Source organism: Aequitasia blattaphilus (genome assembly GCF_024721305.1).
Taxonomy (GTDB): Bacteria; Bacillota; Clostridia; order Lachnospirales; family Lachnospiraceae; genus Aequitasia; species Aequitasia blattaphila.
In genome coordinates this window covers 57,313-72,613 of record NZ_JAMXOD010000007.1, presented here as the reverse complement: position 1 = coordinate 72,613, position 15,301 = coordinate 57,313, and the positions used below count along the sequence as shown (strand labels likewise).

The following is a 15,301-nucleotide window of genomic DNA, read 5'->3' as shown; positions in this document are numbered from 1 at the left end:
TTTTTCTATTGTGTTTTTGAAGGACTAAAATTATGACGCTTTGCTTTTAAAGTATCAAAGGACAGTGGCTTACTAAAGAAATAGCCTTGAATATAGTCAATATCCATTTCTTTAAGAAGGAGATACTGCTCCTTTGTTTCGACACCTTCTACGATGATTTTCATGTTCAGGAACTTCGCAATCTGCGTGATGGAGCGAAGAAGAAGCTGTTTGAAAGTATCATCTACAATATCATCTATAAACACCTTGTCAACTTTAATGGTATTGGCAGGAAGATTCAACAAATTCTCAAGAGAGGAATAGCCAGTTCCAAAATCATCAATACCCAGTTTGAGACCCATTCCAAGAAGAGAATTTAAGATGGTATACTCGTGTTCTTGCAGTTTGATATGTACGCTTTCTGTAATTTCCAGCTGCAGGTTTTCAATCGGAAAGCCCAGTGATGAGGTGGTTTCCAAGAGATCTGTCATCAGCGTCTCATTAATAACCTGATTCGGTGAAAAATTCACATCAAGAAAAAACTCCTTATTGGTCAATCCCAGATGAATACAATGCTGAATTGCAGTTTTACGAACCCAGGCATCGATTTGCTGAATGAGTCCTAATTGCTCCGCCATAGGGATAAAGACCATAGGTGAAATGGAGGTGCCGTCTGGAGTGGTAAAACGACACAGTGACTCAATGCCGGTCCAGCACTTTGTTTTAGCATCTACAATTGGTTGATGATATACCTCAAATCCCTGCATACCGCTTTGAACACAATTAATAAAAATTTCTTTGAGCTTCAATTTTTCCTTTTCAATTATATCGACCTTCTCGTCATAAATTGAATACCCTTCTTTCGTTTTGGGAGCTAAAAGAGAGCGGCTCAAAAGACTGCGCAGCTTCGATTTCATATATTTTCCTTGTACGATTCCAACCTCGACAGGACAGTAAAGGGGAATTGTATTGTCGGAAAATGGAACAGAAAAAGGAGTTTTAAAGCGGTTTATGATTTCTACGGAGCGGTCTTTTGCATCCTGTAAGGTTTTATTTTTTGAGAATAAAATAAAACTTTTGGGCATAGTGTAGATGCTCACATTTTCCCTTTCTGTGGATAGAAACCAGTCTTTGATGGCTCTTAAAAGAAAATCACCGGTTTCCCATCCGTAGAGCTTATTAATATCACTGAGACGGTCGATACGGCAGTAGATAATCCATGCAGTGTCGTAATTTTCAATGGTCTGTACATCCTGTTCCAGTTTTAGACCATTGGGCAGTTCAAGAAGACCGTCAAAATATGCCAGCCACTCATGTTTGTAAAGCTCTTGTGCCAAGGGAGTTACATTCGTAATGGTTAGGTAAACAACGATGCTGTTGTCCTTCCACGTAGAAAGATGGACACTTAGTTGCTCCCAGATAGATTTTTCCTTCCAATAAAAAGTAGAAGTATGAGTCTTCCAGTCAAGAGAAGAAATTACCAATTCGTTATAAACGAGAGTAAAGTCACGCCCAAATACTTTATCGTATTTTTGGTTAATTATATCTCCTTCTTGAAGGTCTAAATCTCTGAAAACCTTCCGGTTTGAATAGCGAATTTTTCCATCTTCTAATCCGATAACGATGAGAGCAACATCTGCCTCATCAATAATAGTATTTCTGTTTTTCATACAATCCTCTTTTCAGATTGCCTTATCCACTTATATTTTACCATAGAAATTTGACTTTTCAAGAAATGACTGTCTATAATATCTGTAACTGAGAGGAAGGTATAAGGACATGACACATACTGATATAGAAAAAATCTTGGAACACGTGCCAGCTGTTGTGGGAAGGCTTATTCGCAAAAATGGGGAGTGGAGAGTCGATTACATCACAGAAAATATTAGAGAATACGGATACGATAAAGAAGAGCTGATTAATGAAGAAGTTACCTGGGAGTCAATTATTCATCCAGATGATTTGGTGGTGGTGCTGCGAACGATTGATGCATATGAAAAGACAAGTATTGATGTTTTTCATTTGGAATATCGTATTATTACGAAGGAGAAGAAAAGCAGACCTGTGGTTTCCTACATCACGGCGAATAGAGAGCAAAGGGGGATTTGCAGTCATGATATTGTGATTGTGAGTCAAGCTACGCCGATGGCTTGCCAGCATTTGGTAGAGAGTCACATTCAGCAGCAATTAGTGATTAATGACATTTTCCAGAGACTTCACGACAACCAGTTGGAAGAAGCAATTCAAATCATTATTGACCGGGTTGGCGAATACATGAATATCAGCCGGGCTCGATTTTGTGAGTGGAATGAGGAGTCAAAGGACTATCGAATTAGTTATGAGTGGGCTAATCAAGGGACTGAATTACTGACAGATGCAGGAGCGGGTACTTTGGCAGAAACCAATATAACGATTGACTTGATACGAGAAGGGAAAGTGGTTGTTAACGCAGGAGAAATACCAGAAGCCTATAAGGAGGTGTTTCAAAGGGAAAATGTGCAGGCAGCCGCAATGTTCGCGGTTTATCGAAACGGTTGTTACCATGGGTTTGTCTCCTTTGATGAGAGGGCCTTACAGAGGAAATGGAATGAAGAGGAAATAGAGTTCTTACTAAATATAAGCCGTCTTGTGTCCACCATAGTTGCAAGAATTGATACGGCTGATAAGCTAAAGATAAGCCAGCAGCAGATAAAAGAGATGGCATTTACAGACTATTTGACGAAAATATCCAATCGTTCCAAATGTGATATTCTCTTAAATGAAGCAATAGAAAGAGCAAAACAAGGTAAGAAGATTGGATACTTGGTTTTTATCGATTTGGATGATTTTAAAATCGTAAATGACTGTTACGGTCATGACTATGGAGATGAAATTTTAATTAATATTGCTACTTGGCTTAATGAGAAGTATGAAACGCCCAATCACGCATTCCGCTTTGGTGGAGATGAGTTTGTGGTGTTGATTGACGGTGATGCAGATGTTGATTTGAAAGAAGAGATTCGGAGGCTTCATGAAAAAGCGTCTCAACCATGGAAGGCGAAGGACAAAGAATTCACCTGTACCTTTAGCATAGGGATTGCACAGTACCCAATGGAAGGTGTGGATAGTAAAGGAGTGGTAAAGCAGGCAGATGTTGCGATGTATGAGGCAAAGCGCATGGGGAAAAACCGCCATAAACTATATGACTCGGGCTTGGACTCTTTGGCAAAAGAGCGTTTGAATATGGAGACCATTCTAAGCAATGCTATGGAAAATGATTTTCAAGGTTTCGAGGTGAAGTATCAGCCGGTAGTGGATAAGGAAAGTGGAAGTGTGAGAGCGGCAGAGGCTCTTCTTCGTATAAGACATGAAGGTGCAGCAGTGCTCCCGGGAGAATTTTTACCTTTAGCCGAATATCTGGGATTTACTCTGCCCATTGGTGAATTTGTATTCCGGAAGGCGTTGAAAACATGTAAAAAGATTGTAGACAGCGGCTACTCGGATTTTAAAATGATTGTGAATCTTACAAACCGTCAGATTCAGGAAAAGAATATATTGGCAAAGTTTGAAAAAATTGTCAAAGAGGTGGGAATTGAGAATCGGAACATTCTTATTTCTTATTCGGAAAAAAATGCTCTTGAAAATTTTGAAAAAGTACAAATGATTAGCAATCAACTGAAGGAGGAAGGCACACAGGTGATTATGGATCAGTTTGGTGGAGGAAGTGCATCCTTTTTACAATTGCACGAACTGCCAGTAAAGACAATAACCACTTCGCTTTCGTTGATACAGAATTTACAGGAGGTCTATGCAAAAGACTTTGCAAAGCTTATTATTGAACTATGTCATTCGATGAATAAGAAGGTGTGTGTGAACGGCGTTGAGACAAAAGAGGAGTATGACTTCTGCATGAAAAGCGAAGCGGATTATTTGCAAGGCTTTTATTTATACAATGTAATAAAGGAAACAGAGCTTCTTGAGCTTATGAAAGAATAACACAGATTATTGGAAAAGGCTTGCTTTCTGTTCGCCCCTGTGATACAATATCCGAGCGAATGGAAGCAGGTCTTTTTTTTTGTACAGAAAAATAGATCGTGAATTAGATGATAAAGCGAGGTGGAAGTTGTGCGTACAAGAATCACATTAGAGTGTACAGAATGTAAACAACGTAACTACAATATGATGAAGGATAAGAAAGCTCATCCGGAACGTATGGAAACAAAGAAGTATTGCAAATTCTGCAAATCACACACAATGCACAAAGAAACAAAATAATTGAGAGAAGGAGTGATCTTATTATGAGTAAAGATAAGACTCAAAAGGTAAGCAAACTAACCGAACTTAAAAGAGAATTTAAGAAGATAGTTTGGCCGGACAAGATGACACTTTTTAAGCAAACGACAGCCGTAATTGTCATATCAGTTATTTTGGGTGCGATTATCGCAATTGTTGACTTTGTACTGAAGTACGGAGTTGATTTGTTAGTAAACTTTGGCTAATAAGTGCGATAAAGAAAGGTGATTATATGTCAGAAGCAAAATGGTACGTTGTTCATACCTATTCAGGGTATGAAAACAAAGTTAAGGCAAACATTGATAAGACAATAGAAAACAGACACCTGGAAGAGCAAATTTTGGAAGTGCGTGTTCCGATGCAAGACGTTGTTGAGTTAAAAAACGGCATGCAGAAGACAAGCCAAAAGAAGATGTTCCCAGGTTATGTGCTTATTCACATGATTATGAATGACGATACATGGTACGTTGTTCGTAATACAAGAGGGGTTACAGGGTTTGTAGGTCCCGGATCAAAGCCGGTTCCATTATCAGATGCTGAGATGGCACCTTTAGGAATAAGAAGAGAAAATATTGAAGTGGACTTTGGAGAAGGAGATACTGTAAAAGTTATTGCAGGAGCTTGGGCAGATACCATTGGTGTTATCCAGAGCATGAATATTCCAAAGCAAAGTCTGACAATTAATGTTGAGCTGTTTGGCCGGGAAACACCGGTAGAAATTGATTTCGCAGAAGTAAAAAAAATGTAGTGAGAAGTGGGAGGAACGAAACCGTTCTGATAGTACCACAAGGAGGTTATTAAGATGGCTAAAAAAGTAGAAGGTTACATTAAATTGCAGATTCCTGCTGGGAAAGCAACACCAGCACCACCGGTTGGACCGGCACTTGGTCAGCATGGTGTAAACATCGTTGAATTTACAAAACAATTCAATGCAAAGACAGCAGATCAGGGAGATATGATTATCCCTGTCGTTATTACAGTTTACAATGACAGAAGCTTTAGTTTTATTACAAAGACTCCACCGGCAGCTGTTCTTATCAAGAAGGCTTGTAATATTAAATCCGGTTCAGGAGTTCCAAACAAAACAAAAGTAGCAACGATTACAAAAGCACAATTGCAAGAAATCGCTGAGCTTAAGAAACCAGACTTAAATGCGGCAACAACAGAAGCTGCAATGAGCATGGTTGCAGGAACTTGCCGTAGTATGGGTGTTGTAGTAGAAGAATAATAAAGTGTAAATAGAAAGTGGGAGGGATTTCCCGATTACCACAAGGAGGTTATTGTAAAATGAAAAGAGGAAAGAAATATTTAGAAAATGCAAAAGCAATCGATAAAACTGCGGTTTATGACCCGAACGAAGCAGTTGCATTAGTAAAGAAAACAGCGGCAGCAAAATTTGATGAAACCATCGAATTACATATTAGAACTGGATGTGACGGACGTCACGCAGATCAACAAATCCGTGGTGCGGTAGTATTACCTCACGGAACAGGAAAAACAACAAGAATCCTTGTATTTGCAAAAGATGCAAAAGCTGAAGAAGCGAAAGCGGCAGGAGCAGATTTTGTTGGAGGAGATGAGTTGATTCCTAAGATTCAGAATGAAAACTGGTTTGAATTTGATGTTGTTGTAGCAACTCCTGATATGATGGGTGTTGTGGGTCGTCTTGGACGTGTACTTGGACCAAAAGGACTTATGCCAAATCCAAAAGCAGGAACTGTAACAATGGATGTTGCAAATGCAATCAAAGAAATCAAAGCAGGTAAGATTGAGTACAGACTTGATAAAACAAATATCATTCATGTACCAGTAGGGAAAGCATCCTTTACTGAAGAACAACTTGTAGACAACTTCCAAACGCTGATTGATGCGGTAAATAAAGCAAAACCATCTGCTGTAAAAGGACAATACTTAAAGAGTATTACACTTTCAGCAACAATGGGACCTGGTGTTAAAGTTAACCCAATGAAATTAGCTTAATTTCCGATTGACATCAAAAATAGATAATGATATACTACCAAAGAATTGACTGCCGAAGACAGTAGGTGCTTTTTAAAGCATAAGTATGATACGCCTACCGAGGAGATTTGATGAATTTGAATTAGAATTTTCAAAACCTCTGTGTCTTGCTGGGCATAGAGGTTTTTTATAGTTAAACTCAGACAAACGGCGGTGAAAATAATATAAGGAGGTACACCGATTCATGGCAAAAGTTGAATTAAAGCAACCCATTGTTGACAGTATTGCAGCAGAAGTAAAAGGCGCAGCATCAATAGTACTTGTTGATTACCGCGGACTTTCAGTAGCAGAAGATACAGAACTTCGTCAACAATTGAGAGAAGCAGGTATTGTGTATAAAGTTTACAAAAACACAATGATGAAAAGAGCTTTTGAAGGAACAGAATTTGCAGGATTAGATGAATATTTGGCAGGACCAAGTGCTCTTGCAATTTCAAAAGATGATGCAACAGCAGCAGCGCGTATTTTAAGCAAGTTTGCAAAAACAGCAAAAGCATTGGAGTTAAAAGCCGGAGTAGTGGAAGGAAATGTATATGGACAGGAACAGTTAGCAGAACTTGCAAACATCCCATCCAGAGACGAACTTCTTTCAAAATTACTTGGAAGTATCCAATCACCAATTACAAATCTTGCACGTGTGCTTAATCAAATTGCTGAAGCAGGCGGAAGCGAAGCGGCACCAGCAGTTGAAGAAGCAGCAGAAGAAGCACCAGCAGTTGAAGAAGCACCAGCGGCAGAAGCAGCTCCTGCAGTAGAAGCAGAAGAAGCAGCAACAGAAGAATAAAAAAATTAAAATGGAGGAAAAATAGAATGGCAAAATTAACAGTAGCAGAATTTATTGAAGCAATCAAAGAATTATCTGTATTAGAATTAAATGATTTAGTAAAAGCTTGTGAAGAAGAATTCGGAGTATCAGCAGCAGCAGGAGTTGTAGTTGCAGCAGCAGGTGGAGAAGCAGGCGGAGCAGAAGAAAAAGATGAGTTTGACGTAGAATTAGTAGCAGCAGGTGCTTCTAAAGTTAAGGTTATCAAAGTAGTTCGTGAAATCACTGGACTTGGACTTAAGGAAGCAAAAGAATTAGTTGACAATGCTCCTAAGGTAGTAAAAGAAGGTGTGACAAAGGCAGAAGCTGAAGAATTAAAAGCGAAGCTTGAAGCTGAAGGTGCAGAAGCAGCTCTTAAATAAGAGAAAAGCATAACAAAATAAAATAATGATTGACAAAGGAAAGAGCTTTGTGCTATAGTTAAAAATGCGCTATTGTGGGAATGTATGCCTCTATATACTGCAAAAGATTATAGCTACAAGCTCTTTTTTTGCGTTTTTACAGTGTATGTTCCTTTTAAATAATGAAAGAGGAGTGAAACGTCAATATGGAGAAAAACAGAATTCGTCCCATTAAAAGTGGTAGAAGTACTCGTATGAGCTATTCCAGACAAAAAGAAGTTCTGCAAATGCCTAACTTGATTGAGGTCCAAAAAGATTCTTATCAATGGTTTCTTAGAGATGGACTAAAAGAAGTATTTGCTGATATTTCGCCGATTGCTGATTACAGTGGTCAGTTGAGTCTGGAATTTATTGATTTTACCTTGTGTGAAGATGATGTCAAGTATACAATCGAAGAGTGCAAAGAAAGAGATACAACTTACGCTGCACCATTAAAGGTTAAAGTAAGACTTCACAACAGGGAAGCAGAAGAAATTAATGAACATGAAATTTTCATGGGTGATCTTCCACTGATGACCAGCACCGGGACATTTGTGATTAATGGAGCAGAACGTGTTATCGTAAGTCAACTGGTACGTTCACCAGGGATTTACTATTCAATTTCTCATGATAAAGTGGGAAAGAAACTCTATTCATCTACTGTGATTCCAAATAGGGGTGCATGGTTAGAATATGAAACAGATTCCAATGACGTTTTTTATGTTAGAGTAGATAGAACCAGAAAAGTACCAATCACTGTATTGATTCGTGCCCTGGGTGTGGGAACAAATGGGGAAATCCTTGAAATGTTCGGGGAAGAACCTAAAATATTAGCAAGCTTTGATAAAGATGCCGCTTCAAATTATCAGGAGGGGCTATTAGAGTTATACAAAAAAATACGTCCAGGAGAACCATTAGCAGTTGATAGTGCGGAAAGTTTAATCAACAGTATGTTCTTTGATCCAAAGAGATATGATTTGGCTAAAGTTGGACGTTATAAATTCAATAAAAAGTTAGCTCTCAAAAATAGGATTACCGGACGCACCTTGGCAGAGGATGTGGTGAGTAAGGTAACAGGTGAAGTTGTTGCTCAAAAGGGAAGTCTTATTACAAGAGAACTGGCAGATGACATTCAAAATAGCGGGGCTCCTTTTGTGATGGTTGATGTACCAGAAGAAGACAGACCAATCAAAATTTTATCAAACATGATGGTTGACTTTGCAACGATTGTAGATATAGATCCAGAAGAAGTAGGCGTAACGGAATTAGTATATTATCCAGTTCTTGCAGGTATCATTGAGGAATCAGAAGGCGATATTGACGAATTAAAGGCTCTTGTAAAAAGAGAACTCCCTGATTTAATACCAAAGCATATTACAAAGGAAGATATTTTTGCTTCCATTAATTATAATATCCATATTGAGTACGGAATGGGAAATGATGACGACATTGACCATTTAGGAAACAGACGTATTCGTGCAGTTGGTGAGCTTTTGCAGAATCAATACAGAATTGGTCTGTCCAGATTAGAAAGAGTTGTTCGTGAGAGAATGACAACACAAGATTTAGATGGAATTTCACCACAGTCATTGATTAATATTAAGCCTGTTACTGCGGCTGTTAAGGAATTTTTCGGTTCCTCTCAGTTGTCTCAGTTCATGGATCAAAATAACCCTCTTGGAGAGTTGACTCATAAAAGACGTCTCTCTGCATTAGGTCCTGGTGGTCTGTCAAGAGACCGTGCCGGATTTGAGGTTCGAGATGTTCACTACTCCCATTACGGAAGAATGTGTCCTATCGAAACACCGGAAGGTCCAAACATTGGTCTGATTAACTCCCTTGCAACCTATGCACGGATTAATCAGTATGGGTTTATTGAGGCGCCGTATCGTACCATTAATCATGATGATCCGGAAAATCCGGTTGTAACGGATGAAGTAGTATATATGACTGCTGATGAAGAGGACAACTACCATGTTGCACAGGCGAATGAGCCATTGGATGAAGAGGGACATTTCAAACATGCCAATGTTTCAGGCCGTTATAAAGAGGAGACACAAGAATATGAAAAAACCATGTTTGACTACATGGATGTATCTCCTAAGATGGTATTCTCAGTGGCGACGGCATTGATTCCTTTCCTTGAAAATGACGATGCGAACCGTGCGCTGATGGGATCAAACATGCAACGACAAGCCGTACCTCTTATGCTGACTGAGGCTCCTGTTGTAGGAACTGGTATGGAAGAAAAATCAGCGGTTGACTCCGGTGTTTGTATTGTTGCGAAAAAAGATGGTGTAGTGGAGCGGGTAACTTCGACAGAAATCACCATTCGTGAAGATGATGGCCGTTTAGAAAGATATAAATTAACTAAGTTTTTAAGAAGTAACCAAAGTAACTGCTACAACCAAAGACCAATCGTCTTTAAAGATGACAGGGTAAAAGCGGGAGATGTAATTGCAGATGGACCTTCTACTGCAAAAGGCGAGATGGCTCTTGGAAAGAACCCTCTGATTGGATTTATGACTTGGGAAGGTTATAACTATGAGGATGCTGTACTTTTAAGTGAACGTCTTGTACAGGATGATGTGTATACATCGATTCATATTGAAGAGTATGAAGCAGAAGCAAGAGATACAAAGCTTGGACCAGAAGAAATCACCAGAGATATTCCAGGAGTTGGAGATGATGCTCTTAAAAACCTGGATGATCGTGGAATTATCCGCATCGGAGCAGAAGTCCGGGCGGGAGACATTTTGGTAGGTAAAGTAACACCAAAGGGAGAGACAGAGTTGACAGCAGAAGAACGTCTTCTCCGTGCAATCTTTGGTGAAAAAGCCAGAGAGGTTCGAGATACTTCTTTGAAGGTGCCTCATGGTGAATATGGAATTGTTGTAGATGCTAAGGTGTTTACAAGAGAAAACGGCGATGAGCTGTCTCCGGGAGTGAATCAGGCGGTTCGTATTTACATTGCCCAAAAGAGAAAAATATCTGTTGGAGACAAAATGGCTGGACGTCATGGAAACAAGGGTGTTGTTTCCAGAGTTCTTCCGGTAGAAGATATGCCTTTCCTGCCAAATGGAAGACCTTTGGATATCGTACTGAATCCATTGGGTGTACCGTCACGTATGAACATTGGACAGGTTTTGGAAATACATTTATCTTTGGCTGCCAAGGCTCTTGGATTTAATATTGCCACACCTGTATTTGATGGTGCAGATGAGAATGATATTATGGATACCCTGGATCTTGCAAACGATTATGTAAATAGTGAATGGGAAGAATTTGAAGCAAAATACAAAGACTCAGTGCGTCCGGAAGTGTTGGAGCAGCTTTATGAAAACAGAGATCATAGAGAGCTTTGGAAGGGAGTACCTCTTTCTCGAGATGGAAAGGTACGCTTAAGAGACGGTAGAACAGGTGAGTACTTTGATAGTCCGGTAACGATTGGACACATGCATTACCTGAAACTTCATCACTTGGTTGATGATAAGATTCACGCTCGTTCTACGGGACCTTACTCACTGGTTACACAACAGCCGTTAGGTGGTAAAGCGCAGTTTGGTGGACAGAGATTTGGAGAGATGGAAGTTTGGGCTTTAGAGGCCTATGGAGCATCTTATACCTTGCAAGAAATTCTGACCGTTAAATCAGATGATGTGGTAGGACGTGTAAAGACGTATGAAGCGATTATTAAAGGGGATAACATACCGGAGCCGGGAATTCCGGAATCCTTTAAGGTTCTCTTAAAAGAGCTGCAGTCTTTGGGTCTTGATGTTAGAGTGTTAAGAGAAGATAACTCAGAGGTAGAGATTATGGAAACAGTTGATCTGGGAGAAACAGATTTCCGTTCTCTAATCGAAGGGGATCGTAAGTATAATAATGAGGAAAACTTGGGTGAGAAGGGATATACTGCGCAGGAATTCCAAGGAGAAGAGCTGGTAGCCATTGAAGAGGCGGAGCCAGAAGATGTAGTGGATGACATGGAAATTACATTTGATGAATTTTCAGACGACGAAGAATAGAAAGGGGTGCCAATATGCCAGCAGTAAATCAAGAAAGCTATAAACCTATGACATTTGACTCCATTCGAATCGGTTTGGCATCACCTGAGAAGGTATTACAATGGTCCAGGGGAGAAGTTACAAAACCGGAAACGATTAATTACAGAACGCTGAAGCCGGAAAAAGATGGTTTGTTCTGTGAGAAGATATTTGGACCTAGCAAAGACTGGGAATGTCACTGTGGAAAATATAAAAAGATTCGTTACAAAGGCGTAGTTTGTGACCGTTGTGGCGTAGAAGTTACCAAAGCAAGTGTGCGTCGTGAACGCATGGGTCATATTGCTTTAGCTGCCCCGGTTTCTCATATTTGGTATTTCAAGGGTATTCCCAGTAGAATGGGTCTTATTCTTGACTTATCTCCAAGAACACTTGAGAAGGTGTTGTACTTTGCTTCCTACGTTGTTTTGGATGGAATGGACACAAATCTCACCTACAAGCAAGTGCTCTCGGAAGCAGAGTATCAGGATGCTATTGATTCTTATGGTTACGGAGCTTTCCGTGTTGGAATGGGTGCAGAAGCAATCAAAGAATTGTTGGAGTCTATTGAATTAGATAAAGAATACGAGGAACTTCAGTCTGATTTAGAGCATGCAACAGGACAAAAAAGAGCCAGAATTGTAAAAAGATTGGAAGTTGTAGAGGCTTTTAGAGAATCAGGCAATAAACCGGAATGGATGATTATGACAGCAATTCCTGTTATTCCACCGGATTTAAGACCGATGGTTCAGTTGGATGGTGGACGTTTTGCTACATCTGACTTGAACGACTTATACAGACGAATCATTAACCGTAACAACCGTTTGAAAAGACTTTTGGAACTTGGAGCACCGGATATCATCGTTCGAAACGAGAAGAGAATGCTTCAAGAAGCTGTGGATGCCTTGATTGATAATGGCCGTCGTGGACGTCCGGTTACAGGACCAGGTAACAGAGCCTTAAAATCTTTATCCGATATGTTGAAAGGTAAATCAGGACGTTTCCGTCAGAACTTACTTGGAAAACGTGTGGATTACTCCGGACGTTCCGTTATTGTAGTTGGACCGGAACTAAAGATTTATCAGTGTGGTCTTCCAAAGGAAATGGCAATTGAGCTATTTAAACCTTTTGTTATGAAAGAGCTGGTTCAAAACGGAACAGCCCATAATATAAAAAATGCCAAGAAAATGGTAGAGAAGCTGCAGCCAGAAGTATGGGATGTACTGGAAGATGTTATTAAAGAGCATCCAGTTATGCTAAACCGTGCCCCTACACTTCATAGACTAGGTATTCAGGCATTTGAACCAATCCTGGTTGAAGGTAAAGCGATTAAACTTCATCCCTTGGTGTGTACAGCTTACAATGCGGATTTCGATGGAGACCAGATGGCGGTGCATCTTCCTTTATCAGTAGAAGCACAGGCGGAGTGTAGATTTTTGCTCCTCTCTCCAAACAACTTGTTGAAGCCATCAGATGGTGGGCCGGTAGCCGTTCCTTCTCAGGATATGGTTCTTGGAATCTACTACCTGACACAGGAGCGTCCTGGTGCAAAGGGCGAAGGGAATTTCTACAAGAGCGTGAATGAAGCAATTCTTGCTTATGAAAATGAAGCAATTACATTGCATTCCAAAATAAAGGTTCGTATCAGCAAGACCATGCCAGATGGAAGCGTGATAACAGACCTTGTTGAGTCTACTCTTGGAAGATTTATTTTCAACGAGATTATTCCTCAGGATCTTGGATTTGTAGATCGTGAAAAGGAAGGAAATGAACTTCTTCTTGAAATAGATTTCCATGTTGGAAAGAAACAGTTAAAGCAGATTTTAGAAAAAGTAATTAATAATCATGGTTCTACTGCAACGGCAGAAGTACTGGATGCAGTAAAATCGATTGGATACAAGTATTCAACTAGAGCGGCTATGACGGTATCTATTTCGGATATGACAGTGCCGCCAGAAAAACCACAGATGATTGAAGAGGCTCAGGCAACTGTGGATAAGATTACAAAGAACTACAAACGTGGTCTTATTACAGAAGAAGAACGTTACAAAGAAGTTGTAGAAACCTGGAAGGTAACAGATGATAAGCTGACAGAAGCTCTTCTGTCTGGACTTGACAGCTATAACAACATCTATATGATGGCGGATTCAGGAGCCCGTGGTTCTGACAAGCAGATCAAGCAGCTTGCAGGTATGCGTGGATTGATGGCGGATACAACAGGACGTACTATTGAACTTCCAATCAAGTCAAACTTCCGTGAGGGACTGGATGTATTGGAATACTTTATGTCTGCCCATGGAGCGCGTAAAGGTCTTTCAGATACCGCTCTTCGTACTGCCGATTCAGGATACTTGACGAGACGTCTTGTAGATGTGTCTCAGGATTTGATTATCCGTGATGTGGATTGTCAAAGAGGAGACGGAATTCCTGGAACCTACGTAAAAGCATTTATGGAAGGCAACGAGGAAATTGAAGGACTTCAAGAACGTATTACTGGACGTTATCTTGCAGAGACGATTCGGGATAAAGATGGAAATGTTTTAGTAAAAGAAAATCATATGGTAACACCGAAGCGTGCAGAACTTATTATGAAAAAAGGTGTGGATGAGAATGGAAACGAACTTACGAAGATTAAAATTCGTACAATGCTGACCTGTAAATCTCATGCCGGAGTTTGTGCAAAATGTTACGGTGCCAACATGGCAACAGGGGAACCGGTACAGGTAGGAGAAGCAGTTGGTATTATAGCGGCTCAGTCTATTGGAGAGCCGGGAACACAGCTTACTATGCGTACTTTCCATACTGGTGGTGTGGCCGGTGACGATATTACCCAGGGTCTTCCTCGTGTCGAGGAGCTCTTTGAAGCAAGAAAGCCAAAAGGTCTTGCGATTATTACAGAGTTTGCCGGAGTTGCAACCATAAGTGACTCTAAGAAGAAAAGAGAAATCATTGTAACCAGCCATGAAACTGGAGAATCAAAAGCATATTTAATCCCCTATGGATCAAGAATTAAGATTCGTGATGATCAGGAATTAGAAGCCGGAGATGAGTTGACAGAAGGTAGTGTAAATCCTCATGATATTTTGAAGATTAAAGGACTCAAGGCGGTTCAAAATTATATGATTCAAGAAGTACAACGTGTATACAGACTTCAAGGTGTTGAAATCAACGATAAGCATATTGAAGTAATCGTGCGTCAGATGTTAAAGAAGATTAAGATTGAAGACGCTGGTGATTCTGATTTCTTACCAGGTACTTTAGTAGATATATTAGACTTTGAAGACAAGAACGAAGAACTTCAAAAAGAGGGCAAAGAAGAAGCAACTGGCGAGCAGATTATGCTTGGTATTACGAAAGCTTCTTTGGCAACGGATTCATTCTTGTCAGCTGCATCATTCCAGGAAACTACAAAGGTTCTTACGGAAGCAGCAATTAAGGGAAAAGTTGACCACTTAGTAGGTCTAAAAGAAAATGTAATCATTGGTAAACATATTCCAGCTGGTACTGGTATGAGAAGATATCGGGATGTTGAGTTGGAATCACAATCTATGATGATTGAGGATGATACATTGATTGGTTATGAAGATGCCACTGAAATTGGAGAATCCATTTCAAATGATACCTTTATGACGGTCGAAGAATAATTCAAATAGAGAGAGTCATCGCAAATGAGAATGCAGAAGCATACATTTGTGATGGCTCTCTTTTTGAAATTAATTATCAAAAAGAATTGACAAAGAGCAGAATAGAAACTATAATGTTAATGATAATCATAATCAAAAATACGA

General features: G+C 39.8%; 11 protein-coding genes and 1 other annotated feature. Of the genes, 10 read left to right on the top strand and 1 reads right to left on the bottom strand.

Going from position 1 to position 15,301, the window contains the following annotated elements:
* Nucleotides 1-5: 5 nt before the first annotated feature.
* Nucleotides 6-1,649 (bottom strand): GGDEF domain-containing phosphodiesterase, encoded by a 1,644-nt coding sequence (locus NHH15_RS06500; RefSeq protein WP_262065850.1) that lies wholly within the window; start codon nt 1,647-1,649, stop codon nt 6-8.
* Between the two features lie 109 nt (nt 1,650-1,758).
* On the opposite strand from NHH15_RS06500, the gene NHH15_RS06495 reads away from it, so the two are divergent.
* The 10 genes from NHH15_RS06495 (at nt 1,759) to rpoC (ending at nt 15,157) form a co-directional block, all read left to right on the top strand.
* On the top strand, nt 1,759-3,954 hold the full coding sequence (locus NHH15_RS06495; RefSeq protein WP_262065849.1) for a putative bifunctional diguanylate cyclase/phosphodiesterase: 2,196 nt from the start codon (nt 1,759-1,761) through the stop codon (nt 3,952-3,954).
* Nucleotides 3,955-4,083: 129 nt separating this feature from the next.
* Nucleotides 4,084-4,233 (top strand): 50S ribosomal protein L33, encoded by a 150-nt coding sequence (rpmG, locus tag NHH15_RS06490; RefSeq protein ID WP_118346549.1) that lies wholly within the window; start codon nt 4,084-4,086, stop codon nt 4,231-4,233.
* 23 nt (nt 4,234-4,256) lie between these two features.
* Complete coding sequence (gene secE, locus NHH15_RS06485; RefSeq protein ID WP_262065848.1) at nt 4,257-4,457, top strand: preprotein translocase subunit SecE; 201 nt, start codon at nt 4,257-4,259, stop codon at nt 4,455-4,457.
* Nucleotides 4,458-4,483: 26 nt separating this feature from the next.
* A complete protein-coding gene (nusG, locus tag NHH15_RS06480) occupies nt 4,484-4,999 on the top strand; it encodes a transcription termination/antitermination protein NusG (RefSeq protein WP_262065847.1) in 516 nt (171 codons plus the stop codon).
* A 54-nt stretch (nt 5,000-5,053) separates the two neighbouring features.
* On the top strand, nt 5,054-5,479 hold the full coding sequence (gene rplK / locus NHH15_RS06475) for a 50S ribosomal protein L11 (protein ID WP_262065846.1): 426 nt from the start codon (nt 5,054-5,056) through the stop codon (nt 5,477-5,479).
* 59 nt (nt 5,480-5,538) lie between these two features.
* Nucleotides 5,539-6,231 (top strand): 50S ribosomal protein L1, encoded by a 693-nt coding sequence (gene rplA, locus NHH15_RS06470; RefSeq protein WP_262065845.1) that lies wholly within the window; start codon nt 5,539-5,541, stop codon nt 6,229-6,231.
* Nucleotides 6,232-6,265: 34 nt separating this feature from the next.
* Nucleotides 6,266-6,408: a sequence feature (ribosomal protein L10 leader region), on the top strand.
* A 46-nt stretch (nt 6,409-6,454) separates the two neighbouring features.
* Entirely contained in the window at nt 6,455-7,054 is a 600-nt protein-coding gene (gene rplJ, locus NHH15_RS06465) for a 50S ribosomal protein L10 (RefSeq protein WP_262065844.1), read from the top strand.
* 26 nt (nt 7,055-7,080) lie between these two features.
* The gene (gene rplL / locus NHH15_RS06460; RefSeq protein WP_262065843.1) at nt 7,081-7,455 is read left to right on the top strand and encodes a 50S ribosomal protein L7/L12; all 375 of its coding nucleotides are present in this window, start codon (nt 7,081-7,083) and stop codon (nt 7,453-7,455) included.
* A gap of 185 nt (nt 7,456-7,640) precedes the next feature.
* Nucleotides 7,641-11,498 carry a DNA-directed RNA polymerase subunit beta gene (rpoB, locus tag NHH15_RS06455; RefSeq protein ID WP_262065842.1) on the top strand — a complete coding sequence of 1,286 codons (3,858 nt, stop codon included), beginning with the start codon at nt 7,641-7,643 and terminating at the stop codon, nt 11,496-11,498.
* Between the two features lie 14 nt (nt 11,499-11,512).
* Nucleotides 11,513-15,157, top strand: a complete 3,645-nt coding sequence (gene rpoC / locus NHH15_RS06450; protein ID WP_262065841.1) for a DNA-directed RNA polymerase subunit beta' — start codon at nt 11,513-11,515, stop codon at nt 15,155-15,157.
* Nucleotides 15,158-15,301: the final 144 nt, after the last annotated feature.

Excerpts from the sequence above, each read along its gene's own strand:
- NHH15_RS06495 (WP_262065849.1), top strand. The coding sequence starts at position 1,759 with ATGACACATACTGATATAGAAAAAATCTTGGAACACGTGCCAGCTGTT.
- secE (WP_262065848.1), top strand. The coding sequence starts at position 4,257 with ATGAGTAAAGATAAGACTCAAAAGGTAAGCAAACTAACCGAACTTAAA.
- rplJ (WP_262065844.1), top strand. The coding sequence starts at position 6,455 with ATGGCAAAAGTTGAATTAAAGCAACCCATTGTTGACAGTATTGCAGCA.
- rplL (WP_262065843.1), top strand. The coding sequence starts at position 7,081 with ATGGCAAAATTAACAGTAGCAGAATTTATTGAAGCAATCAAAGAATTA.
- rplK (WP_262065846.1), top strand. The coding sequence starts at position 5,054 with ATGGCTAAAAAAGTAGAAGGTTACATTAAATTGCAGATTCCTGCTGGG.
- rpoC (WP_262065841.1), top strand. The coding sequence starts at position 11,513 with ATGCCAGCAGTAAATCAAGAAAGCTATAAACCTATGACATTTGACTCC.
- nusG (WP_262065847.1), top strand. The coding sequence starts at position 4,484 with ATGTCAGAAGCAAAATGGTACGTTGTTCATACCTATTCAGGGTATGAA.
- rplA (WP_262065845.1), top strand. The coding sequence starts at position 5,539 with ATGAAAAGAGGAAAGAAATATTTAGAAAATGCAAAAGCAATCGATAAA.
- rpoB (WP_262065842.1), top strand. The coding sequence starts at position 7,641 with ATGGAGAAAAACAGAATTCGTCCCATTAAAAGTGGTAGAAGTACTCGT.
- NHH15_RS06500 (WP_262065850.1), bottom strand. The coding sequence starts at position 1,649 with ATGAAAAACAGAAATACTATTATTGATGAGGCAGATGTTGCTCTCATC.